Origin of the sequence: Pseudomonas sp. Ag1, from assembly GCF_000278565.1 — a bacterium.
Taxonomy (GTDB): domain Bacteria; phylum Pseudomonadota; class Gammaproteobacteria; order Pseudomonadales; family Pseudomonadaceae; genus Aquipseudomonas.
This window is the reverse complement of the sequence record NZ_AKVH01000093.1, coordinates 95598-115724: the sequence shown is the minus strand read 5'-3', so window position 1 is coordinate 115724 and position 20127 is coordinate 95598. Positions and strand designations below refer to the sequence as shown.

Annotated in this window: 22 protein-coding genes and 2 pseudogenes; 6 read left to right on the top strand and 18 right to left on the bottom strand. The window is 61.9% G+C overall.

Features of this window, described 5'->3' with window-relative positions:
- From A462_RS19915 to mtgA, 5 genes and pseudogenes are all read right to left on the bottom strand, one after another.
- Entirely contained in the window at positions 1-1188 is a 1188-nt protein-coding gene (locus A462_RS19915) for an alginate O-acetyltransferase (protein WP_008434178.1), read from the bottom strand.
- A gap of 11 nt (positions 1189-1199) precedes the next feature.
- Positions 1200-2765 (bottom strand): MBOAT family O-acyltransferase, encoded by a 1566-nt coding sequence (locus tag A462_RS19920; protein ID WP_008434176.1) that lies wholly within the window; start codon positions 2763-2765, stop codon positions 1200-1202.
- 190 nt (positions 2766-2955) lie between these two features.
- Positions 2956-4065: a mannuronate-specific alginate lyase gene (locus A462_RS19925; protein WP_008434173.1), complete on the bottom strand. Its 1110-nt coding sequence runs from the start codon at positions 4063-4065 to the stop codon at positions 2956-2958.
- An 8-nt stretch (positions 4066-4073) separates the two neighbouring features.
- Positions 4074-4820 (bottom strand): annotated as a pseudogene (locus tag A462_RS0132425) (alginate biosynthesis protein AlgX); the annotation flags it as partial.
- Positions 4814-5371: pseudogene (mtgA, locus tag A462_RS33310) on the bottom strand (monofunctional biosynthetic peptidoglycan transglycosylase); the annotation flags it as partial. The pseudogenes A462_RS0132425 and mtgA, both read right to left, overlap by 7 nt.
- A gap of 74 nt (positions 5372-5445) precedes the next feature.
- Here mtgA and A462_RS19930 point away from each other — a divergent pair.
- The 4 genes from A462_RS19930 to trmB all read left to right on the top strand — a co-directional run bounded on the left by A462_RS19930 (position 5446) and on the right by trmB (position 7690).
- On the top strand, positions 5446-5823 hold the full coding sequence (locus A462_RS19930) for a DUF423 domain-containing protein (protein WP_003213781.1): 378 nt from the start codon (positions 5446-5448) through the stop codon (positions 5821-5823).
- Between the two features lie 71 nt (positions 5824-5894).
- Positions 5895-6095, top strand: coding sequence for a sulfur carrier protein ThiS (thiS, locus tag A462_RS19935; protein ID WP_008434168.1), 201 nt, complete (start codon positions 5895-5897; stop codon positions 6093-6095).
- Between the two features lie 65 nt (positions 6096-6160).
- Entirely contained in the window at positions 6161-6955 is a 795-nt protein-coding gene (locus A462_RS19940; protein WP_008434166.1) for a thiazole synthase, read from the top strand.
- A 9-nt stretch (positions 6956-6964) separates the two neighbouring features.
- On the top strand, positions 6965-7690 hold the full coding sequence (gene trmB, locus A462_RS19945; protein WP_003213778.1) for a tRNA (guanosine(46)-N7)-methyltransferase TrmB: 726 nt from the start codon (positions 6965-6967) through the stop codon (positions 7688-7690).
- A 143-nt stretch (positions 7691-7833) separates the two neighbouring features.
- On the opposite strand, the gene A462_RS19950 is transcribed toward trmB, so the two are convergent.
- The 9 genes from A462_RS19950 to A462_RS19990 all read right to left on the bottom strand — a co-directional run bounded on the left by A462_RS19950 (position 7834) and on the right by A462_RS19990 (position 14573).
- Complete coding sequence (locus tag A462_RS19950; protein WP_003213776.1) at positions 7834-8157, bottom strand: DUF3392 domain-containing protein; 324 nt, start codon at positions 8155-8157, stop codon at positions 7834-7836.
- A 19-nt stretch (positions 8158-8176) separates the two neighbouring features.
- Entirely contained in the window at positions 8177-9379 is a 1203-nt protein-coding gene (gene hemW, locus A462_RS19955; protein ID WP_008434163.1) for a radical SAM family heme chaperone HemW, read from the bottom strand.
- On the bottom strand, positions 9376-9972 hold the full coding sequence (gene rdgB / locus A462_RS19960) for an RdgB/HAM1 family non-canonical purine NTP pyrophosphatase (protein ID WP_008434161.1): 597 nt from the start codon (positions 9970-9972) through the stop codon (positions 9376-9378). The genes hemW and rdgB overlap by 4 nt, the downstream gene beginning before the upstream one ends.
- The gene (locus tag A462_RS19965) at positions 9969-10403 is read right to left on the bottom strand and encodes a DUF4426 domain-containing protein (RefSeq protein WP_003213770.1); all 435 of its coding nucleotides are present in this window, start codon (positions 10401-10403) and stop codon (positions 9969-9971) included. The genes rdgB and A462_RS19965 overlap by 4 nt, the downstream gene beginning before the upstream one ends.
- 21 nt (positions 10404-10424) lie before the next feature.
- Positions 10425-11045, bottom strand: a complete 621-nt coding sequence (gene metW / locus A462_RS19970; RefSeq protein WP_003213768.1) for a methionine biosynthesis protein MetW — start codon at positions 11043-11045, stop codon at positions 10425-10427.
- 7 nt (positions 11046-11052) lie between these two features.
- On the bottom strand, positions 11053-12192 hold the full coding sequence (gene metX, locus A462_RS19975) for a homoserine O-succinyltransferase MetX (RefSeq protein ID WP_008434158.1): 1140 nt from the start codon (positions 12190-12192) through the stop codon (positions 11053-11055).
- A 230-nt stretch (positions 12193-12422) separates the two neighbouring features.
- The gene (locus tag A462_RS19980) at positions 12423-13010 is read right to left on the bottom strand and encodes a YggT family protein (protein WP_003213764.1); all 588 of its coding nucleotides are present in this window, start codon (positions 13008-13010) and stop codon (positions 12423-12425) included.
- Between the two features lie 24 nt (positions 13011-13034).
- Positions 13035-13853, bottom strand: a complete 819-nt coding sequence (gene proC / locus A462_RS19985) for a pyrroline-5-carboxylate reductase (RefSeq protein ID WP_008434156.1) — start codon at positions 13851-13853, stop codon at positions 13035-13037.
- Positions 13854-13886: 33 nt separating this feature from the next.
- Positions 13887-14573, bottom strand: a complete 687-nt coding sequence (locus tag A462_RS19990) for a YggS family pyridoxal phosphate-dependent enzyme (RefSeq protein WP_008434154.1) — start codon at positions 14571-14573, stop codon at positions 13887-13889.
- 57 nt (positions 14574-14630) lie between these two features.
- On the opposite strand from A462_RS19990, the gene A462_RS19995 reads away from it, so the two are divergent.
- Positions 14631-15665 (top strand): type IV pilus twitching motility protein PilT, encoded by a 1035-nt coding sequence (locus tag A462_RS19995; RefSeq protein ID WP_008434153.1) that lies wholly within the window; start codon positions 14631-14633, stop codon positions 15663-15665.
- Positions 15666-15806: 141 nt separating this feature from the next.
- On the opposite strand, the gene A462_RS20000 is transcribed toward A462_RS19995, so the two are convergent.
- Positions 15807-16442 (bottom strand): C40 family peptidase, encoded by a 636-nt coding sequence (locus A462_RS20000; protein WP_023659314.1) that lies wholly within the window; start codon positions 16440-16442, stop codon positions 15807-15809.
- Positions 16443-16692: 250 nt separating this feature from the next.
- On the opposite strand from A462_RS20000, the gene A462_RS20005 reads away from it, so the two are divergent.
- Positions 16693-17121 (top strand): NINE protein, encoded by a 429-nt coding sequence (locus A462_RS20005; RefSeq protein WP_003213752.1) that lies wholly within the window; start codon positions 16693-16695, stop codon positions 17119-17121.
- A 134-nt stretch (positions 17122-17255) separates the two neighbouring features.
- Here the strand turns inward: A462_RS20005 and A462_RS20010 are convergent, their stop codons facing one another.
- The 3 genes from A462_RS20010 to pyrR are packed head-to-tail and all read right to left on the bottom strand — an operon-like array spanning position 17256 to position 20059.
- A complete protein-coding gene (locus A462_RS20010) occupies positions 17256-18527 on the bottom strand; it encodes a dihydroorotase (protein ID WP_003213750.1) in 1272 nt (423 codons plus the stop codon).
- Positions 18524-19528 carry an aspartate carbamoyltransferase catalytic subunit gene (locus A462_RS20015; RefSeq protein ID WP_003213748.1) on the bottom strand — a complete coding sequence of 335 codons (1005 nt, stop codon included), beginning with the start codon at positions 19526-19528 and terminating at the stop codon, positions 18524-18526. Before A462_RS20015 ends, A462_RS20010 begins: the two co-directional genes overlap by 4 nt.
- A 24-nt stretch (positions 19529-19552) precedes the next feature.
- Complete coding sequence (gene pyrR, locus A462_RS20020; RefSeq protein WP_003213746.1) at positions 19553-20059, bottom strand: bifunctional pyr operon transcriptional regulator/uracil phosphoribosyltransferase PyrR; 507 nt, start codon at positions 20057-20059, stop codon at positions 19553-19555.
- Between the last annotated feature and the right edge of the window lie 68 nt (positions 20060-20127).

Genomic DNA, 20127 nt, shown 5'->3' with positions numbered 1-20127 from the left:
TCAGTTTTGCGCCCGGTCGGGCGTCTCGGAGTTCATGTTTTTAACGGTGGGGGTGTTGATAGCCATGTTCTGTTGGCGCATACCGGCTTGTTTGAGCTGCGCAACCCACTGCGGGTCGGCATCGCCGATTTCGTTGTTCACAGGCAGATAACGCTCGGGAAACTCCCAGATCAGCACCTGTGGCGGGCTGTTCTTGAAGTCGTCGCTTTTCAGGTAGCTGAGCATCGGCAGGATCGGGCCGTGGCCGTCTTCGGAGTAGTTGATGACGTCGCTGCCCAGGGCTTGCTTCAGCGCGCCGACAAAGTTCCAGTTCGGGTTGGCGCTGTAACTGGTGCCCACCAGGGCCACCGGGGTTTCACTGTCGGTGAACAGCGCATCGTCGCCCTTGGTTTCAGCCAGGTGCGTCACGCGTTTTTGCAGGGGCTCCTTGGGCGGCATCAGGTTTTCGAACAGCGGGTCCAGCGGCAGGAACAGGCGCAGGTCGCCCTTGTGTGGCTCGGTCTTCTCGGCTTCGGTGACAAAGCGTTGAGGCTCGCCGCTCAGGGGCGTTTTGTTGGCAATTGTCTTGGCCAATTCTTTGGCCGCCACTTCAGCGCCGTCCGGGGTCCAGTGGGTGTCGGTGCGCAGGAACACTTGCTGGCCGTGCAGCTTGGCCTGTTGCAGCGGACCCATCAGGTCAGGGGCGACGATCTTGTCGGCGGCCATGCGGGCATGGAAGTCCTGGTACAGACCGGCGTGGATGCTCGCCGGCTGCACTTCACCCAGGTGTTCCGGGTACAGCCGCACCTTGGCCGGCACGATCGCCATCACCAGTTGGATACCCTGGGCCTTGAGCTTCTGGCGCACGCCTTCCACCAAGGCATAGTTGCCTTGCAGGTTCTGGTCTTCGTTGACGATCGGGTTGAATTCCTCGTCGCTGTACAACCAGTGGTCGCGGCCAATCACCACGCCAGGGCGGCCTTCGTTGAACAGCTTGTAGTCCAGCGCTGCCCAGAGGTTGGTGCCCAGGCGCTTGATCGGGAACTGGTCGTCGTAGTGGGTCTCGACGGCCTTGGTCCAGCGGCCGTTGAGCACGGTGGCGTCGGCGTTGGTGCTGAAGCCCAGGAAACTGCGCATCGACCAGGCGCCCAACGCCAGCAGCACGGCGAGGAACAAGGCGATGTAGAGGACGCGTAATGAACGGGTCATGGTCGGCTCCCTCAGAACTGGAAGTAAAGGAACGGCGAGAAGCTCTGCGCCGAAAGTTTGAGAATCGACGCCACGAACAGCAGCAGTACTGCGGCGCGCATGGCGTAGCGTGGCCAGGTGGCGCTCCAGTAGGCCGGTTGCACGGTGGCCTCGGTGCCCACGGTGTAGCCGGGCTCATGGATGCTGCCCGGGTTGTCGCCCGGTACGGCCTTGATCAAGCCCGGTTGCGCAGTCGCCGGGCCATCGGCCTGGGTGTTCACCGCAGGCTTGGTTTTTTCCGGTGGGCGGTTGCTGTAGAAGTCCCGCAGGCCGAAGAACGCCAGGGTTGCGTACGCCACCACCAGGGTTGCCACTTGCAGGCCGGTGAGGCTGGCGCGGTTGAGTTCCGACAGCGACCACTCGCCGAAGCTGAACATCGCGCCGTACATACGGCCGGCGACGTGCAGGTTTTCCGAGCGGAAGATCACCCAGCCCATCACTACCAGCAGGAAGGTGAAGGCCCAGCGCACAACGTTGAAACTGCGCGGTGCGGTGTTGAGGCCGATGGCTTTTTCAATCGCCAGCCACATGCCGTGCCAGGCGCCCCACACGATGTAGGTGATGTTCGCACCGTGCCACAGGCCACCGAGGAGCATGGTCAGGAACAGGTTGCGGTAGGTGGTCAGCGTGCCTTTACGGTTGCCGCCCAGGGTGATGTACAGGTAGTCACGCAGCCAGGTGGACAGGCTGATGTGCCAGCGCCGCCAGAACTCGGTGATCGACTGGCTGATGTACGGCTGCTTGAAGTTTTCCATGAAGCGGAAACCCATCATCAAGCCCAGGCCGATGGCCATGTCGCTGTAGCCGGAGAAGTCGAAGTACAGCTGCGCGGTGTACGCCAGTGCGCCGAGCCAGGCATCGCCGGTGGTGGGGTTTTGCAGGGCGAAGCAATGATCGGCGACCACCGCCAGGGTGTCGGCGATAAACACCTTCTTGATGAAACCCTGCATGAACCGCGTGCAGCCCTCGGAGAATTTATCGAGGGTGTGGGTGCGGTTGTTGAACTGGTCGGCCAGGTCGCGAAAGCGCAACACCGGGCCGGCAATCAGATGCGGGAAGATCGCCACGAACGCCGCAAAGTCGATCAGGTTGCGGGTGGCCGGGGTGTCGCCGCGGTACACGTCGATGATGTAGCTGATGGACTCGAAGATGTAGAACGAGATCCCGATTGGCAACAGCACGTGGGTGAGGATGAAGGGTTCCAGGCCCGCCGACTTCATCATCAGGTTGATGCTGTCGACACCGAAGTTGGCGTACTTGAAGTAGCCGAGGATGCACAGATCGACCGCCACGCCCAGCAGCAGCCAGCGCTGGGCCGGCTTGGTGCGCACGCCTGCCGCGCCGACCTTGAGGCCGATCCAGTAGTTCCACAGCGTCACGGCGGCGAACAGCGCCAGGAAGTCCACTCGCCACCAGGCGTAGAACACATAACTGGCAACCAGCAGCAGCAGATTGCGATAGCGTTGCCCGCTCAGGTAGTACAAGCCGAGGAAGATCGGCAAGAACAGGAACAGGAACACATTGGACGAGAAAACCATCCCGATCTCTCCATGTTTAACCAACAGTCAAGGGCCAACGGCCCCCCCACCCCCCCCACCGAAATGAGAGGGCTATGTGATCGTTCCCACGCTCTGCGTGGGAATGCCTCACTGGACGCTCTGCGTCCGCTTTTGGGACGCGGAGCGTCCCTGGCTGCATTCCCACGCGGAGCGTGGGAACGATCAGCGACTAGCTGCCTTTGTTGCCTTTCTCATGCGCCGGGTCGTAGACCTTGGTCAGGTCACCCCCCAGGCGGAACGTCTTGAACGGCTGCATCCCGTGCTTGCGCTCGATCACATCCGGGGCGCAGGTGTAGAGGGTGCAGAAGGGCTCAAGCCAGGCAAATTTCATGTCTTCCTTGAGGTCCTTCATGTCCTGTTCCTTGCCGTTCTTCTGCTCGAAGATCTCCGGGTCTTTCACCCCGGCCAGCACCTTGTCACCCAGGCGTTTCAACGCGCCGTTGTTTTCCTGGCGCAGGTCCACACCGTTCACCAGGGCAAAACTGGCGATCATCGCCAGCGGCGGCAGGGCGTAGTTGTGGTACGACAGGGCTCGTTGCTGACGCTTCAATTCGTTCGGCAGGAAGCCTTGGGCATCCACCTGGTTGGCGCCGACCTTGTATTCCTTCACGGCCCAGTCAAACAGGTCGCGGCGGTTCACGGCGACGGAGGTCGCCATCACCGACCAGGCAGCCCAGTAGGAGTGGTTGTTGGTTTTATCCAGCGGCAGGTTGTCCCAGTCGCTCACCACCTGGTCGGCCATTTTGCTGAACCAGGCTTCGATCAACTGCGACTCCTGCTGGTGGTTGGCCAGCGGATGAGAGTCGGAGAACTTCAGGCGCACATAGGCCGACGCCATGCTGCCCAGTGCCCATTTGCGCATGGACTTGCCGGTGTGGTTGAAGTCCTTGGACATCAATGCATCGGCCTTGGCCCAGCTCGTGAGCCAGTTCAGCGTGCATTCCAGCTGCTCCGGACGACCGTCGCGCATGAATTGCATCACGCGTTTACTGGTGTCTTTTTCCAGCTTGGTGATGTCGGCGGTGCTGTCGCGAAAGGCTTTTTCGGACTGCACATTCAGGGTGGAACGAGCCTTGTCCGAACCTTCGTACTTGCTGCGAAATTGCAGCGAGCCGGTGTACGGCGCCGGCATGGCGTCGCAGTCATTCTTGAAGTCGCCGGTCTTGAATGCTTCCACCGGGGCGAAATAACCCTGGGGCGGACGCAGTGGTGCGGCGGCGTTGACTTGGCCGGCAAACATCGCCAGGCCCAGTAGCGTTGGAATCAATAACTTCTGCATAAGTAACCTCATTGCCCCGTTGAAGCAGTCTGTTGACCACCGGCGGGGAATACGTTGCGTGTGCAAATTTTCGCTTCGACTTTCTGCGCGGCCTGGCCCGCTTCAGGGCCCTGCACTTCCACGGCCAGCAGGTTTTGCGTGGCCCAGTCTTCATCGGTGCGCAGTTCAAAGGCGAAACGCCCGTCTGTATCGGATGTTTCGGGTTTCTCGATCTTGATGTCCTCGTGGCGCCCGTTCATGTACCAGAGGGTGGCTTGCAGGGTTTTCACCGATGGGTCGGCGAAGCGGATGTCGACCTGGTGACTGCTGTTGCGCAGGTCTTTGTTCGAACTGTTCACCAGCAATTCGTTCTTGCCGGGTTTCAGCGTGGTGCTGGCGCTCATCTGGGCGGTCTTGCCTTCACAGCCGTTGTCCAGCAGCGACATCATCTGGCGGTAGATGGTCTCCTGGTCCAGGCGATACAGCGGCGAGAATTCCCAGATCAGGATCTTCGGCGGGGTCTTCTGGAATTCTTCGCTGCCCAGGTACTGGATCATCGAGCCTTCCAGGCCACCACCGGGGAAGGCGACGTTAAGGATGTCGGCACCGATTTCCTGTTCCAGGAAGCCGGCGAAATTGTAGTTCTTGCCACTGTGGCTGGTACCCACGAGGGTGATCTGCGGGTTGCCGGAATCACCGAACAGGTCGCCGTCTGCCGCCTCGCCCTTGGGCTCGGTGGTGAACTGGTCCATGTACTGGATCGCGTAGCTGTGGCCTGCTGGCGGGTCAGCGCCTTGGCGCTCACGCCAAAGTGATGCCGCGCCGCCGCTTCGGCGCCGAACACGCCTTCATCCCACTCCACGCTGTTGAGGTACACCTCAAGAATTCGCTGCTTGGGCCAGAGAATCTCGATCAGCCCGGTAAACCAGGCTTCCAGGCCCTTGCGGAAATAGCTGCGGCCGGTCCATAAAAACAGGTTCTTCGATACCTGCTGGCTCAAGGTGCTGGCGCCGCGAATCGAACCGCCGCGCTCGTTATGCAGCAACGCCGCCTGGATCGCGTCGAAATCAAAACCCCAATGTTGCGGGAAGCGCTGGTCTTCGCCCGCCATCACCGCCACTTTCAGTTCGTCGGAGATCTGATCCCACGGCACCCACGTGCGCTGTACGTCAATCGGCTCGCCGTCGACCCAGGACTCGACCTTGCGCTCAACCATCAGCGCAGTGCCCGGTGGTGGCACGAAACGGAACAGCAGCACCAGCAGCACGCTGCCGATGGCAAACCACTTGAGGGCTTTGAGAAAACGCTTGAAGAGGAGACGCAGCATAGAGATGGCTTGGCCGAACCCGTTGAGCGGGCCATTATACAGACCCTGCCCCCTGAGTCTGACTGGAGTTCCTCATGTTGCGTGGCTTTCTGATGCTGGCTGCCTTTTTCGGTTTCACCGGCGTCGCCCTGGGTGCGTTTGCCGCCCACGGCCTGAAAAACCGCCTGAGCGCCGAGTACCTGGCGATTTTCCACACCGGCGTGACCTACCAGTTGGTGCACACCCTGGCGCTGTTCGGCGTGGCACTGTTGGCGGCGCACATTCCGGGCAGGCTGGTGACGTGGGCGGGGGTGTCCTTTGCCGTGGGCATCCTGCTGTTCTCCGGCAGCCTGTATGTGCTGACCATGACCGGCATCAGCAAGCTCGGCATCATCACCCCGTTTGGTGGCCTGGCGTTCCTGCTGGGCTGGTTCTTCCTCGGTTTGGCGGCGTGGCGTCTACAGGCTGCCTGACCAAGGGGCTTGGGCCAGCAACGCCAATCACGCTAGAATGCTGGCCCCTAAAAACGATGGCGGCCCGTGGCATGCGCATTCAGTTGAACGGCGAACCCTTTGAACTGCCCGACGGTGAAACCGTTGCGGCCCTGCTGACCCGTCTGGACTTGACCGGACGCCGCGTCGCAGTGGAGCTCAACCAGGATATCGTCCCGCGTAGCCAGCACGTCGAGACCGCGCTCACCGAGGGTGACCAGGTCGAAGTGGTCCACGCCATCGGCGGCGGCTAGCCGTCCGGCGCTCCAGGGCGCCAACCCGCATTCTGCAGAACCTCACCCCAACTCGAGGATTTCCCATGAGCATCGTTCGTAGCGACAAGCCTTTCGTCCTGGCCGGTCGTACCTTCCAGTCGCGTCTGCTGGTCGGCACCGGCAAGTACCGCGACATGGAAGAAACCCGCCTGGCCATCGAAGCCTCGGGCGCCGAGATCGTTACCTTCGCCGTACGCCGCACCAACCTCGGCCAGATCGAGGGCGAGCCGAACCTGCTCGAAGTGCTGTCGCCGGATCGCTACACCTTCCTGCCGAACACCGCCGGTTGCTACGACGCCATCGAAGCCGTGCGCACCTGCCGCCTGGCCCGTGAGCTGCTCGACGGCCACAACCTGGTGAAGCTGGAAGTGCTGGCCGACCAGAAAACCCTGTTCCCCAACGTGATCGAAACCCTCAAGGCCGCCGAAACCCTGGTCAAGGAAGGCTTCGACGTGATGGTCTACACCAGTGATGACCCGATCATTGCCCGCCAACTGGCCGAAATCGGCTGCATCGCGGTGATGCCGCTGGCCGGTCTGATCGGTTCCGGCCTGGGTATCTGCAATCCGTACAACCTGCAGATCATCCTTGAAGAAGCCAGGATCCCGGTGCTGGTGGATGCGGGCGTGGGCACTGCCTCCGACGCCACCATCGCCATGGAACTGGGTTGCGATGCGGTGCTGATGAACTCGGCCATCGCCCATGCGCAGCAGCCGGTCCTGATGGCTGAAGCCATGAACCACGCAATTGTCGCCGGCCGCCTGGCGTACCTCGCCGGGCGCATGCCGAAAAAACTTTACGCCAGCGCCTCCTCGCCGCTGGATGGTCTGATCAAGTAAGAGCCATTGATGACTGAATCAAACGAAACGCCGAACACCCTGGAAGAAGGCGACGAGTCCAAGCACCGCCGCATCAAGAGTTTTGTGATGCGCGCCGGTCGCATGACCGAGGGCCAGCAAAAGGGCCTGGAGCAGGGCACGCCGCTGTTCGTCCTGCCGCTGGCAGACGCGCCGGTGGATTACGACCAGGTGTTTGGCCGCTCGGCACCACGCTCCCTGGAGATTGGCTTCGGCATGGGCCATTCCCTGCTGGAAATGGCCGCGGCTTCGCCGGAGCAGGATTTTATCGGGGTTGAAGTACACCGTCCGGGTGTTGGCGCGCTGCTGAACGGCGTGCTGACTCAGGGCCTGACCAACCTGCGGGTCTACGACTGCGATGCGATCGAAGTGCTCAACCGCTGCATCGCCGACAACAGCCTCGACCGCCTGATGCTGTTCTTCCCGGACCCCTGGCACAAGAGCCGCCACCACAAGCGCCGTATCGTCCAGGCTTCCTTCGCGGAACTGGTGCGCAGCAAGCTGAAAGTGGGCGGCATCCTGCACATGGCCACCGACTGGGAACCGTATGCCGAGTACATGCTGGAAGTGATGAACGTCGCCCCTGGCTACCGCAACCTGGCGGAAGACGGCAAATGCGTCCCGCGCCCGGCCGAGCGGCCGATCACCAAGTTCGAACGTCGCGGCGAGCGACTCGGGCATGGGGTTTGGGATTTGAAGTTCGAGAAAGTGGACTGATAAGTCCCAGGCTTGAAATGCAGTAAAAAATGTGGGAGCGGGCTTGCTCGCGAATGCGGTAGATCAGTCGACATTTACGCTGACTGACACACCGCATTCGCGAGCAAGCCCGCTCCCACATTTGTTTTGTGCCGCGCTTAAGGTCAGCGGCGATCCGCCACCACCCCAATCAACACCAGCACCACCAACAACACCGGCGCCAGGCTGTAGTTGTTGAACTGGCTCAACCCGCGAACAATCCACGGCGTGGCATAGATCAGTGCTGCACCGCTGCCGATCATGCACACCAGCGCCATCAGCGGCACGCGCAGCGCACCCGCGATGCTGCCCAGCCGTGCTTCGACCCAGCCCTTGATGTCGGCGCCAAACAGCACCAGCAGGCAGCCTACCAACGCCAGGGAGATTTCCGACAGGTTGCTACGGCTCCAGCGGGATACGGTGGCGAGCAGGTCGAGTACCAGATCCATTTGATTTCCTTAAGAGCAATCAGCTCAAAAACTTCTGCAGCAGGTCATTGAGAAAGAGTTGCCCGCGGTCGGTGGCCGCCAGGCGTGACGGTTCGACCTGCATCAGGCCACTTTGTTCTGCCTCGCGGCGAGCTTCATCGAGGCTGGCCAGTTCGAGGCCGGTACGCTCGGCGTAAAGCCTGGCTTCGACGCCGTCGGTGAGGCGCAGGGCGTTCATCAGGAACTCGAACGGTAACTCTTCGTTGGTCAGTTCTTTCGCGCCGGCCTGGTAGTTTTTCGCCGGGTTGAGGTAGTCCTTCGGCGCCCGGGTTTTCCAGGTGCGCACGATGCGCCCATCCGGATGGCTGAGCTTGCCGTGGGCGCCGGCACCGATGCCGATAAAGTCGCCAAAGCTCCAGTAATTCAGGTTATGCCGCGCCGGCCGGCCCGGTTGGGCGTAGGCCGAGACTTCGTACTGGGCGTAACCGTGTTCGGCGAGCAACGCCTGGCCGGCTTCCTGGATGTCCCACAGGGTGTCGTCTTCCGGCAGCACGGGCGGCTGGTTCCAGAACACGGTGTTGGGTTCCAGGGTCAGTTGATACCAGGACAGATGCGTGGGCTTTAGGGCAATGGCCTGGCGCAGGTCGCCCAGGGCGTCCTCCAGGGACTGATCGGGCAAACCGTGCATCAAGTCCAGGTTGAAGTTGTCGAACCCGGCCTGGCGCGCCATGCCGGCGGCACGCACGGCTTCGTCACCGTTGTGGATGCGGCCCAGGGCTTCGAGTTTTTCCTGCTGGAAACTCTGGATGCCAATCGACAGCCGATTGATCCCCAGCTTGCGGTACGCCACGAACTTCTCTTGCTCGAAGGTACCGGGGTTGGCTTCCAGGGTGATCTCGATATCGCCGGCAAACGGGATGCGCGCTTCCACGCCCTTGAGCAACCGGCCTAGCGCAGCAGCGCTGAACAGGCTTGGGGTGCCGCCGCCGAAAAAGATCGAACTCAGCTCACGGCCATACACCGCGTGCAGGTCCTGATCGAGGTCGGCCAGCAACGCGTCGACGTACTCTTCCTCCGGCAGCACCTTGCTGGCGGTGTGGGAGTTGAAGTCGCAATAGGGGCATTTGCGCACACACCACGGGATGTGGATATACAGCGCCAGGGGCGGCAGGTGAGGCAGGGCCGCCCGAGGTGTTTGCGCGCCACCGAGAATCAGTGGCTGCGCGGAGGTGTTCTGAGTCATTTCAGGCCCAGACGCTGGCGCAGCAAATCCATTGCGCGGGCGCGGTGGCTGATCTGGTTCTTGTCGGCCGGGCTCAGTTCGGCACTGGAGACGTTGCGCTCCGGCACCCAGAACAGCGGGTCGTAGCCAAAGCCGTGCTCGCCGCTGGCCGCGTGCAGGATGCGCCCGTGCCACAGGCCTTCACAGAGGATCGGTAATGGATCATCGGCGTGACGCACCAGGGCAAGCACGCAGACGAACTGCGCGCCGCGCATCGCGTCGGGCACGTCCTTGAGGGCGTCCAGCAGCTTGGCGTTGTTGGCCGCGTCGCCTTTACCGTCGGCGTAACGTGCCGAGTAGATGCCAGGCGCGCCGCCCAGGAAGTCCACGGCCAGGCCCGAATCGTCAGCCAGTGCCGGCAGGCCGGAAATACGCGCGGCGTTGCGGGCCTTGAGGATGGCGTTCTCGACAAACGACAGGCCGGTCTCTTCCGGCTCTACCTGGCTGAACTCGCCAATCGAGCGCAGTTGCACCGAGTCGCCGAGCATGGCCTGGAGTTCTTTGAGCTTGCCGGCGTTATGGCTGGCCAGTACGAGTTGAGTAAGGTTCATCATTGCGCCGGAAACAGTTCCTGGTTGAAACTGAAACCGTGGGCTTTGCCACCGGTTTCAACGTTGATGGTGAAAATCTTGGTTTCCTGCTGCGGCACCGGGTACTGGGCGACGTAAAGCGTAGAACCTTTCTGGGTGATTTTCTTGAACGTCAGCATCTCGCTCTTGCCGCCCAGATCCTTGATTGTGCCGGTAACGGTGGCGTCTATCGATTCGACGCCCTTGTTTACGAACACATTGATCATGCCCAGCTCTTTGCTGCGTACGATCCCGGCTTCCTGAGCCATTTCCGGCGTCAGGAAGCTGGTGGTCAGGGTGTTGTAGTGCACCGTGATATCGCCGAATTCTTTCTGACGATTACCATCGATAACATCCGCCGCCATAGCGCTGACGCTCAGGCACGCGGTGAGTAGAAAAACAGCCAGGCGACTCATGATCGTCCTCCTTGAAAATGGTTAGACGGCAATCTGGTGGTCCGTCAGGCCCGGGCTGCTGACCCGGTAGATCCCGATCTCACCCAGCAGGTTGGGCCATAGCTTACTCGCCCAGCCGTGACGATGCTGTTGATCGACGGCAAGGCGGTTGATGACTTTGGCTTCGCGCTCGCCGCACAGCGCTTCGAAGTCTTCAAAGGTGCAGAAGTGGATGTTGGGCGTGTTGTACCAGGTGTACGGCAGGAAGTCCGACACCGGCATGCGGCCCTTGGTGGCCAGGTACCAGCGGCAGCGCCAGTGGCCGAAATTGGGGAAAGTAATGATGCACTGGCGGCCGACGCGCAACATTTCGTCGAGGATCCGGTCCGGGTAGTGCACGGCTTGCAGGGCCTGGGTCATGACCACGATGTCGAAGCTGTTGCTGGCAAAGTTGCCGAGGCCCTTGTCCAGGTCCTGCTCGATCACGTTGATGCCCTTGGCCACGCACTGGGCGATGTTGTCCGGGTCGTTTTCCAGGCCATAGCCGGTGACTTGCTTGTTGTCGCGCAGCCAGCTCAGCAGTTCGCCATCGCCGCAACCGAGGTCGAGCACGCGGCTGCCGGCGGGGATCCAGTCTTGGATGATTTCCAGGTCGGCTCTCATGGCGTTCTCACAGTGCTATTCGATTCATGTAGTTGCTGAAGGCCTGCAGGTAGCGCGGGATCGGGATCAGAAAGGCGTCGTGGCCTTGCGGTGCGTCGATCTCCAGGTAGCAGACGTCTTTCTTGGCGGCCATCAGCGCATCCACCAATTCCCGCGAGCGGGCCGGGGAGAAGCGCCAGTCGGTGGTGAACGACATCACGCAGAACTTGGCGGTGGCCGCCTCGAAGGTGCGCGCCAGGTCATCGTCGAAATTCGCCGCCGGGTCGAAGTAGTCCAGGGCCTTGGTCATTAGCAGGTAGGTGTTGGCGTCGAAACGCCCGGAAAACTCCTCGCCCTGATAACGCAGGTAGCTCTCGACCTGGAATTCGACGCTGTGGAAGTCGTAGTTGAGCTTTTCGCTCTTGAGGCCACGGCCGAATTTCTCGCCCATGGAGTCATCCGACAGGTAGGTGATGTGCCCGACCATGCGCGCGAGCATCAGCCCGCGCTTGGGGATCACGCCCGCTTCCTGGAACGAACCGCCGTGGAACTCGGGGTCGGTGAGGATCGCCTGGCGCGCCACTTCGTTGAAGGCGATGTTCTGCGCCGACAGCTTGGGGGCCGAGGCGATGGCCAGGCAATGGCGCACGCGGTCCGGGTAGGTGATGGTCCATTGCAGGGCCTGCATGCCGCCCAGGCTGCCGCCGATCACGGCGGCCCATTGGGCGATGCCCAGAACGTCGGCCAGGCGCGCCTGGCTGTGCACCCAGTCTTCCACGGTCAGCACCGGGAAATCGGCGCCAAACGGCTTGCCGGTTTCCGGGTTGAGGCTGCTGGGGCCGGTGGAGCCGTTGCAGCCGCCGAGGTTGTTCAGGCTGACCACGAAGAACTTGTTGGTGTCGATGGGCTTGCCGGGGCCGATGCAGCTGTCCCACCAGCCGGGCTTGCGCTCGTCCATGCTGTGGAAACCCGCAGCGTGGTGGTGGCCGGACAGGGCGTGGCAGATCAGCACGGCGTTGCTGGCCGTAGCGTTCAGTTGGCCGTAGGTTTCATAGATCAGGTCGTAGGCGGGCAGCGAACGGCCGCAGGCCAGGGCCAGCGGTTCGCTGAAGTGCGCCACTTGGGGCACGACCAGTCCAACAGAATCGGGGGGGAAGGCAGTTGGCATCGACCCTGCTCTCGTTTAAATGAGGCGTAAGTCTAAAGACCGCTGCACCCAGCGGCAAGCAAAGGCCTGCGGCTGGTGTTTTTAAGGCTTTTTGTGGCGAGGAAGCTTGCTCCCGCTGGAGCGCGAAGCGGTCCCGGTCCGGTTGCCGCGATTTTGCATATGCAACGCGGTCGGCCGTTTTGGGGCTGCTGCGCAGCCCAGCGGGAGCAAGCTCCCTCGCCACATTGTCGTCAGATCAGACCGAACAGTTCTTTGGGCATGAATGCATAGAACGCCAAACGTGGAATCACCCAGCTTTGCAGCAACTGGATCGCGATAAACGCGAAGATCGGCGAGATGTCCAGGCCACCCAGGTTAGGTACCAGGCGACGGAACGGTGCCAGCACCGGCTCAGTGATCTGTGCCACCAGTTCGGCACCCGGGCTGCGGCTGCCCGGAGCGACCCAGGACAGGATCACGCTGATGATCATCGACCAGAAAATGATCTTCAGGAACAGCGAGAAGATCCCGATCAAGGCCCACGGCAGCAACAGCAGCGTGGTGGCCTGATAGCCATTGAGCAGCAGGATGACCGCGAACAGCAGGATCTGCAGCAGCAGCGCCAATACCAGCGACGACATGTCCAGGCCGAACAGGCTCGGGATCACCCGGCGCAGAGGCTTGAGCAGCGGCTGCGTGGCCTTTACCACGAACTGGCACAGCGGGTTGTAGAAGTTCGCCCGCACCAGTTGCAGGATAAAACGCATCAGCACGATCAGCAGGTACAGGCTGCCCAGGGTCTGGATGATGAAAATGGCAGCGTCATTGATTCCGAGCATGTTTGATTCCTATGTAGGGGACGACTATTTGCCCAGCTGCTCGGCCATTTCGGCCGAACGATGTGCTGCGGCACCCAGTGCTTTTTCCACCAGGGCTTCAAAGCCCCCGGCCTGGAACGATTCGATTGCCGCCTGGGTCGTGCCGCCCGGCGAGGTCACGCGACGGCGCAACTCGGCCGCGTCGACATCGCTGGTCACGGCCATCTGCGCGGCGCCCAGTGCGGTCTGCTCGGCCAGTTGCTCGGCGACTTCCTGCGGCAGGCCGAGTTTCACGCCAGCGGCGGTCATGGCCTCGATCAGCAGGAAGAAATACGCCGGGCCACTGCCGGAGACGGCGGTGACGGCGTCCAGTTGCTGCTCTTGTTCCAGCCACACGGCGAGACCTACGGCGGACAGCAGCTCTTGTGCCTGGTCGCGCTGTTGGGCAGTGACTTCGGATGTGGCGTACAAGCCGCTCACGCCCTTGCGCAGCAGCGCCGGGGTGTTGGGCATGCAACGCACAATCGGCTGGGCGCCGAGCCAGTGGGTCATGCTGGCGCAAGTGATGCCGGCGGCGATGGACACCACCAGTTGATGGGGCTTGAGGCTTGGGCGCAGGCTTTCGCACACGGCTTTCATGGCTTGTGGCTTGACCGCCAGCACTACCACGTCCACGCCTTCAATCGCTTCTGCGTTGTCGGCGAAGGTGTCGATGCCGTGCTCGGCGCTGACGCGGGAGCGGGTGTCGGCGCCCGGGTCGCTGGCGCGAATCTGTTGTGCTTCCAGGCCCTTGGCCCGCAGGCCGCCGATCAGGCTGGCCGCCATGTTGCCGGCGCCGATAAAGGCAATACGCGTGTTGCTCATGACAGGTCCTTACTCAGATGGAAGTCAGCCATTTCACGGCTGGCCATAGTCGCGGGCACCAAACAGGGCGGTACCGATCCGCACCCAGGTGGCCCCTTGGGCGATGGCCGACTCAAGGTCATGGCTCATGCCCATGGAAAGTGTGTCGAGCCCCAGGTCGAGGCTCGCTTGCAGGTCGCGCACGGTGGCGAAGGCTGCGTCTTGCTCTGCACGGTCGTCGGTCGGCTCGGGAATCGCCATCAGGCCGCGCAGCTTCAGGCGCGGCAGGGCGCTGATGGCTTCGGCCAGGGCGGGCAGGTCGGCGGGTGTACAGCCGGACTTGCTGGCTTCGCCACTGACGTTGACCTGGATGCAGATATTCAGCGGCGGCAGGTCAGCCGGGCGTTGTTCGGACAGGCGTTGTGCGATTTTCAGGCGGTCCACGGAATGCACCCAGGCGAAATTCTCGGCGATCGCACGAGTCTTGTTCGATTGAATGGGGCCGATGAAGTGCCAACTCAAGGGCAGGTCGGTTAATTCGGCCTGTTTGCCCAGGGCTTCCTGCAGATAGTTCTCGCCAAAGTCACGCATCCCGGCGGCATAGGCTTCGCGCACGGCCTGTGCGGGTTTGGTCTTGCTCACGGCCAGCAGGTGCACGCTGCCTGCGTCGCGCTGCGCGGCCTCGGCGGCTGCCCGGATCCGCTCGGAAACCAGGCCGATGTTGTCTGCTATGGTCGACATTCAAGTTGCGCCCGTGGATATGGAGTCCGCGGCATTCTACTGGAAATGGAAAGCCCTATGGATATCACTGAACTGCTGGCCGCCGGCGTACGCCTGCGGGCCTCCGACCTGCATCTGTCGGCGGGGTTGGCGCCGATGCTGCGAGTGGATGGCGAGGTCTGGCCACTCGATTGGCCTGTACTTGCGCCGGTGCAAGTGGCGGCGTTGCTCAGCCCTTTGCTGAACAATCACCAGCAAAAGGATTTCGAAACATCTCTTGAAACGGATTTTGCCTTCGAGTTGCCCGAGGTGGCGCGGTTTCGGGTGAATGTGTTCCAGCAGCACCGGGGCATGGGCGCGGTGTTTCGTACCATCCCCTCAACGGTGCAGAGCCTGGAACACCTGGGGTTGGGCGAGGTGTTCCGGCGCATCGCAGACTTGCCCCGGGGGCTGGTGCTGGTCACCGGGCCGACCGGTTCCGGCAAGTCCACCACCCTGGCAGCGATGATCGACTACCTCAACACCCATCGTCGCCAGCACATCCTCACCCTTGAAGACCCGATCGAGTTTATCCACCAACCGAAAAATGCCCTGATCAACCAGCGACAGGTGCATCGCGATACCCACAGTTTCTCGGCGGCCCTGCGTTCGGCATTGCGGGAGGACCCGGATGTGATCCTGGTTGGCGAATTGCGAGACCTGGAAACCATTCGGCTCGCGCTGACGGCGGCGGAAACCGGGCACCTGGTGTTTGGCACGTTGCACACCACGTCGGCGGCTAAAACCGTGGACCGGGTGGTGGATGTGTTTCCGGCGGGGGAAAAGACCATGGTCCGCTCGATGCTCTCGGAGTCATTGCAGGCGGTGGTGTCCCAGGTGCTGGTGAAGAAGGTCGGCGGCGGGCGGGTGGCGGCTCACGAAATCATGCTCGGCACACCGGCGATTCGTAATTTGATCCGCGAGGACAAGGTGGCGCAGATGTATTCGGCGATCCAGACGGGTGGGGCGCTGGGGATGACGACGCTGGACATGAGTTTGAAGGCGTTGGTCAGCCAGGGGCTGATCAGCCGGGAACATGCCCGGGAGAAGGCGAGGGTGCCTGGGGATATTTAAGGTCGCGTGGGCGATGAAAAACTAATGTGGGAGCGGGCTTGCTCGCGAATGCGGTGTATCAGTCAAGCATGTATCGACTGACACTCCGCATTCGCGAGCAAGCCCGCTCCCACACAAGCCTGCTCTCACATCAGCCTGATATCAGCGCTGCACAATCCGCAGGTTGTTCTGCTCTTTAGGCAGGACACGCTTGGCAATCACGTAGTTCTTGTCCCAGAACGGCTTCTTCAGCGTATCGATGCTCACGGACTTGCCACGACGCGGTGCGTGGATGAAACGGTCGTTGCCCAGGTAGATGGCAACGTGGTTCACCTGGCGGCTCTTCAGTTTGAAGAACAGCAGGTCACCCGGTTTCAAATCCTTGCGCTCAACTTTCAGCCCGTGGCCGGCGGCCATGGCGTTGGAAGTGCGCGGCAAATCCACGGCTTTTACGTCGTTAAACGCATATTTCACCAAGCCGCTGCAGTCGAACCCTTTACTTGGGCTGCTGCCGCCCCAACGATAAGGAGTACCGAGCACGTTGACGGCACGGCTGAGGACGTTGCTGCTTTGCTTGGTGTTGACGGCCATCAGCCCTGGCGCCGCATTACCGTGGGCCTTGCTCAGTTGAGTCGGGCGCTTCACGGTCAGCTTTACCGATTTGGCGGAGCTGGTGGTGGCGTGAACTTTAGGGGTGAAACCGTTAACGTTGGGAAGTCGTTGCTCACGATTGGTGGCGTGGGCGGCCAGTGGCATTAATAGGCAAATGGTTAGCCATGTCTTGAAAAATGGTCGCATTAGGCGTGGCTCTTTTTGGTTTGCGCGCAACTTTATAACAGCTTTTTGTGTCGTGCTAAGGCCGTTTGTCGACTGAACCCTGGGGTCAAATTCAGGAAAACCGTGACGAATTGCCGCGATTGTCCTACACAAGTCAGGCGGTATAAGGCTTTGAGGGAAGCGAAGATACCATTTGCCGCATGTCGGGCGCCCGTAAAAAAGTCACAAAGAAACCAGAAATATTTATCTATCGAGGCTAAAGAGGTACTCCATGAACACCTATCGACAGGATGTTTCGCAACAAGACACCCACAGCAAGGTGATCGGCTACCTGCTTTGGATTTTCGGTTTTACCGGTGCTCACCGCTTTTATTACGGCAAGCCGGTGACCGGGACGATCTGGTTTTTCACCTTCGGTTTGTTCGGGATTGGCTGGTTGATCGACTTGTTCCTGATTCCGGCAATGGACCGCGAAGCGGACCTGCGATTTACCGCCGGGCCGATCGAGTACAACGTGGCCTGGATTCTGTTGGCGTTCCTGGGTGTGTTCGGTTTGCACCGCATGTATCAGGGCAAATGGATCAGCGGGATCATTTACCTGCTGACCGGGGGCTTGTTCCTGATCGGGGTGCTGTATGACTTCTGGACGCTGAATACGCAGATTTCGATCCGCAATGCCGAGCGCAACGGCGGCCGTTAAGATTTGTGAAGATCCAAATGTGGGAGCGGGCTTGCTCGCGAATGCGATGTGTCAGTCGACATCTCTATTGACTGACCCACCGCTTTCGCGAGCAAGCCCGCTCCCACATTTACCGTGCCCACTCCGGATTGGATTTAAGCCTGGTAGCTGATCCGCCCATCCACCAAGGTGTAACGCACAGTCGCCGGCAGGCTATGGCCGATGAATGGGCAGTTTTCACCCTTGGACAGCCAGTGTTCCCCGGCAATCGTGGAGCTGGCCGGATCAAACAGCACCAGGTCCGCCGCCGAGCCCACCGCCAGCTTGCCCGCCGGCAGGCGCAGCGCCTCGGCAGGGCCCGCACTGAGACGCGCCAGCAGGGTCGGCAGGTCCAGCAAACCATCTTCCACCAACGTCATTGCCAGCGGCAGCAACAGCTCGACGCTGCTGATGCCTGGCTCCGTCGCGCCGAACGGCGCCAGCTTGGCATCCCGCTCGTGGGGCTGGTGATGGCTGGAGATCGCCGAAACCACCCCGGACTTCACCGCCGCCCGCAAACCGTCACGGTCAGCGCGGGTACGCAGTGGCGGCTGCACGTGATACAGGCTGGAGAAGTCGATCAGCGCCTCATCCGTCAGAATCAGCTGATACAGCGCCACATCCGCCGTCACCGGCAATCCGCGGGCTTGTGCCTGAGCGATCAGGGCCACGCCGCGAGCGCTGGTCAGCTGGCTGAAGTGCGCGCGTACGCCGCTTTGTTCCACCAGCAGCAGGTCGCGGGCCAGGGCCACGGTCTCGGCGGTTTCCGGGATGCCCGGCAGGCCGAGGAAGCTCGCGGTGGCGCCTTCGTGGGCCAGGCCGCCTTCGGCCAGGTCACGGTCCTGGGAGTGGAAAATCACGGTCAGGTCGAAAGTCGCCGCATATTCCAGCGCACGGCACAGGGTGCGGGTGCTGCGAAAGCTCTCCAGGCCGTTGCCGAAGGCCACGCAGCCTGCGTCGCGCAGGGCGATCAGCTCGGCCAGTTGTTCGCCGTCCAGGCCTTTGCTCAGGGCGCCGATGGGGAACACTTTGCAGTTGCCGGCTTCGCGGGCGCGGTCGAGGATCAGTTCGGTCACCGCCGAGGTGTCCAGCACCGGTTTGGTGTGGGGCGGGCAGCACAGGCTGGTCACGCCACCGGCAGCGGCGGCGCGGGTTTCGCTGGTGATGTTGCCCTTGCGGCTGTAGCCCGGCTCACGCAGGGCGACGTTCAGGTCAACCAGGCCAGGCGCGGCGATCAGGCCTTTGGCGTCGATAGTTTCGCTGGCGCTGAAGCCTGCGGGTGCGGCGCCGATGGCAATGATCTTGCCGGCTTCCAGGTGCAGATCGGTGACTTGATCCAGGCCGCTGGCCGGATCGATGACTCGGGCGCCGAGAATGCTGAGCTTCACTGGGCGTTCTCCTGCTCGAATTGACGTTGCGCGGTTTGCCCGCTCATGGCCATGGACAACACCGCCATGCGGATGGCGATGCCGTACGTGACCTGGTTGAGAATCACCGACTGCGCGCCATCGGCCACCGCCGACTCAATCTCCACGCCACGGTTGATTGGCCCCGGGTGCATCACGATGGCGTCCGGCTTGGCGCCGGCCAGGCGTGCGGTGGTCAGGCCGAACAGGCGATAGAACTCGCCTTCGCTCGGCAGCAGGCCGCCCGCCATACGCTCGCGCTGCAAGCGCAGCATGATCACCACGTCCACATCCTTCAGGCCTTCGGCCATGTCGGTGTAGACCTTCACGCCGTACTGCTCGATACCGATCGGCAGCAGGGTCTTGGGGGCGATCACGCGGATGTCCGGGCAACCCAGGGTTTTCAGGGCCAGCATGTTCGAGCGTGCAACCCGCGAGTGCAGGATGTCGCCGACAATGGCCACCGAGAGGTTTTCAAAGCTGCCCTTGTGCCGCCGGATGGTCAGCATGTCGAGCATGCCCTGGGTCGGGTGGGCGTGACGGCCGTCGCCGCCGTTGATGATCGCCACATTCGGGCACACGTGCTCGGCGATGAAGTGCGCAGCACCGGAATCGCCGTGGCGCACCACGAACATGTCGGCGGCCATGGCTTCCAGGTTGCGCAGGGTGTCGAGCAGGGTTTCGCCCTTGCTCGCCGACGAGGTGGACACGTTCAGCGTGATCACGTCAGCCGACAGGCGTTGGGCCGCCAGTTCAAAGGTGGTGCGGGTGCGGGTCGAGTTCTCGAAGAACACGTTGCAGATGGTCTTGCCGCGCAGCAACGGGACTTTCTTCACCGCCCGGCCGCCGACTTCGAGAAACGAGTCGGCCGTGTCGAGGATTTCGGTGAGCAGTTCGCGGGGCAAGCCGTCGAGGGACAGGAAGTGTTGCAGCTGGCCCTGAGCATTGAGCTGCAGCGGGCGCTTGGCATCTAGAGGCGTCATCGCGGGGACTCTTTACAAGGCGGTTTAAAGGGCAAGGTCTTGCAGTTCGAGTTCGAGCGGCGTGGGACCGGACAATTTTACCCGCTGGTGGGCTTCCAGGGACAGGGTGGCGCCGACCACGTCCGGGCTGATCGGCAATTCGCCGGCATCCAGGTCCAGCAAACAGACCAGGGTCACGCTGGCCGGGCGGCCGTAGTCGAACAGTTCGTTCATCGCGGCGCGGATGGTGCGACCACTCATCAGCACGTCATCGATCAGCACCAGGTGCTGGCCTTCGATCTCGAAGGGCAGGGCCGAGGGGCGCACTTGCGGGTGCAGGCCGTTCTGGCTGAAGTCGTCACGGTAGAAAGACACGTCCAGGGTGCCCAGGGGCGAGTCGCTGCCCAGTTCTTCCAGCAGCGCCTGGGCCACCCACACGCCACCGGTGCGGATGCCGATAAAGCGCGGCTCGCTGATGGCACGGTGTTCCAGGTGCGCCTTGAGGCGGATCGCCATCTGGCTGATCAGGTCGGCGGGATTGGGCAGGCTCATGGGTGCTCCTTCTAGGCCTCGCGCAGGCAAGGTCCGGGCTCAAACGTAAGAAGACGCGGCAAGCCGCG

Excerpts from the sequence above, each read along its gene's own strand:
- A462_RS19915 (WP_008434178.1), bottom strand. The coding sequence starts at position 1,188 with ATGACCCGTTCATTACGCGTCCTCTACATCGCCTTGTTCCTCGCCGTG.
- A462_RS19920 (WP_008434176.1), bottom strand. The coding sequence starts at position 2,765 with ATGGTTTTCTCGTCCAATGTGTTCCTGTTCCTGTTCTTGCCGATCTTC.
- A462_RS19925 (WP_008434173.1), bottom strand. The coding sequence starts at position 4,065 with ATGCAGAAGTTATTGATTCCAACGCTACTGGGCCTGGCGATGTTTGCC.
- A462_RS19930 (WP_003213781.1), top strand. The coding sequence starts at position 5,446 with ATGTTGCGTGGCTTTCTGATGCTGGCTGCCTTTTTCGGTTTCACCGGC.
- thiS (WP_008434168.1), top strand. The coding sequence starts at position 5,895 with ATGCGCATTCAGTTGAACGGCGAACCCTTTGAACTGCCCGACGGTGAA.
- A462_RS19940 (WP_008434166.1), top strand. The coding sequence starts at position 6,161 with ATGAGCATCGTTCGTAGCGACAAGCCTTTCGTCCTGGCCGGTCGTACC.
- trmB (WP_003213778.1), top strand. The coding sequence starts at position 6,965 with ATGACTGAATCAAACGAAACGCCGAACACCCTGGAAGAAGGCGACGAG.
- A462_RS19950 (WP_003213776.1), bottom strand. The coding sequence starts at position 8,157 with ATGGATCTGGTACTCGACCTGCTCGCCACCGTATCCCGCTGGAGCCGT.
- hemW (WP_008434163.1), bottom strand. The coding sequence starts at position 9,379 with ATGACTCAGAACACCTCCGCGCAGCCACTGATTCTCGGTGGCGCGCAA.
- rdgB (WP_008434161.1), bottom strand. The coding sequence starts at position 9,972 with ATGATGAACCTTACTCAACTCGTACTGGCCAGCCATAACGCCGGCAAG.
- A462_RS19965 (WP_003213770.1), bottom strand. The coding sequence starts at position 10,403 with ATGAGTCGCCTGGCTGTTTTTCTACTCACCGCGTGCCTGAGCGTCAGC.
- metW (WP_003213768.1), bottom strand. The coding sequence starts at position 11,045 with ATGAGAGCCGACCTGGAAATCATCCAAGACTGGATCCCCGCCGGCAGC.
- metX (WP_008434158.1), bottom strand. The coding sequence starts at position 12,192 with ATGCCAACTGCCTTCCCCCCCGATTCTGTTGGACTGGTCGTGCCCCAA.
- A462_RS19980 (WP_003213764.1), bottom strand. The coding sequence starts at position 13,010 with ATGCTCGGAATCAATGACGCTGCCATTTTCATCATCCAGACCCTGGGC.
- proC (WP_008434156.1), bottom strand. The coding sequence starts at position 13,853 with ATGAGCAACACGCGTATTGCCTTTATCGGCGCCGGCAACATGGCGGCC.
- A462_RS19990 (WP_008434154.1), bottom strand. The coding sequence starts at position 14,573 with ATGTCGACCATAGCAGACAACATCGGCCTGGTTTCCGAGCGGATCCGG.
- A462_RS19995 (WP_008434153.1), top strand. The coding sequence starts at position 14,631 with ATGGATATCACTGAACTGCTGGCCGCCGGCGTACGCCTGCGGGCCTCC.
- A462_RS20000 (WP_023659314.1), bottom strand. The coding sequence starts at position 16,442 with ATGCGACCATTTTTCAAGACATGGCTAACCATTTGCCTATTAATGCCA.
- A462_RS20005 (WP_003213752.1), top strand. The coding sequence starts at position 16,693 with ATGAACACCTATCGACAGGATGTTTCGCAACAAGACACCCACAGCAAG.
- A462_RS20015 (WP_003213748.1), bottom strand. The coding sequence starts at position 19,528 with ATGACGCCTCTAGATGCCAAGCGCCCGCTGCAGCTCAATGCTCAGGGC.
- pyrR (WP_003213746.1), bottom strand. The coding sequence starts at position 20,059 with ATGAGCCTGCCCAATCCCGCCGACCTGATCAGCCAGATGGCGATCCGC.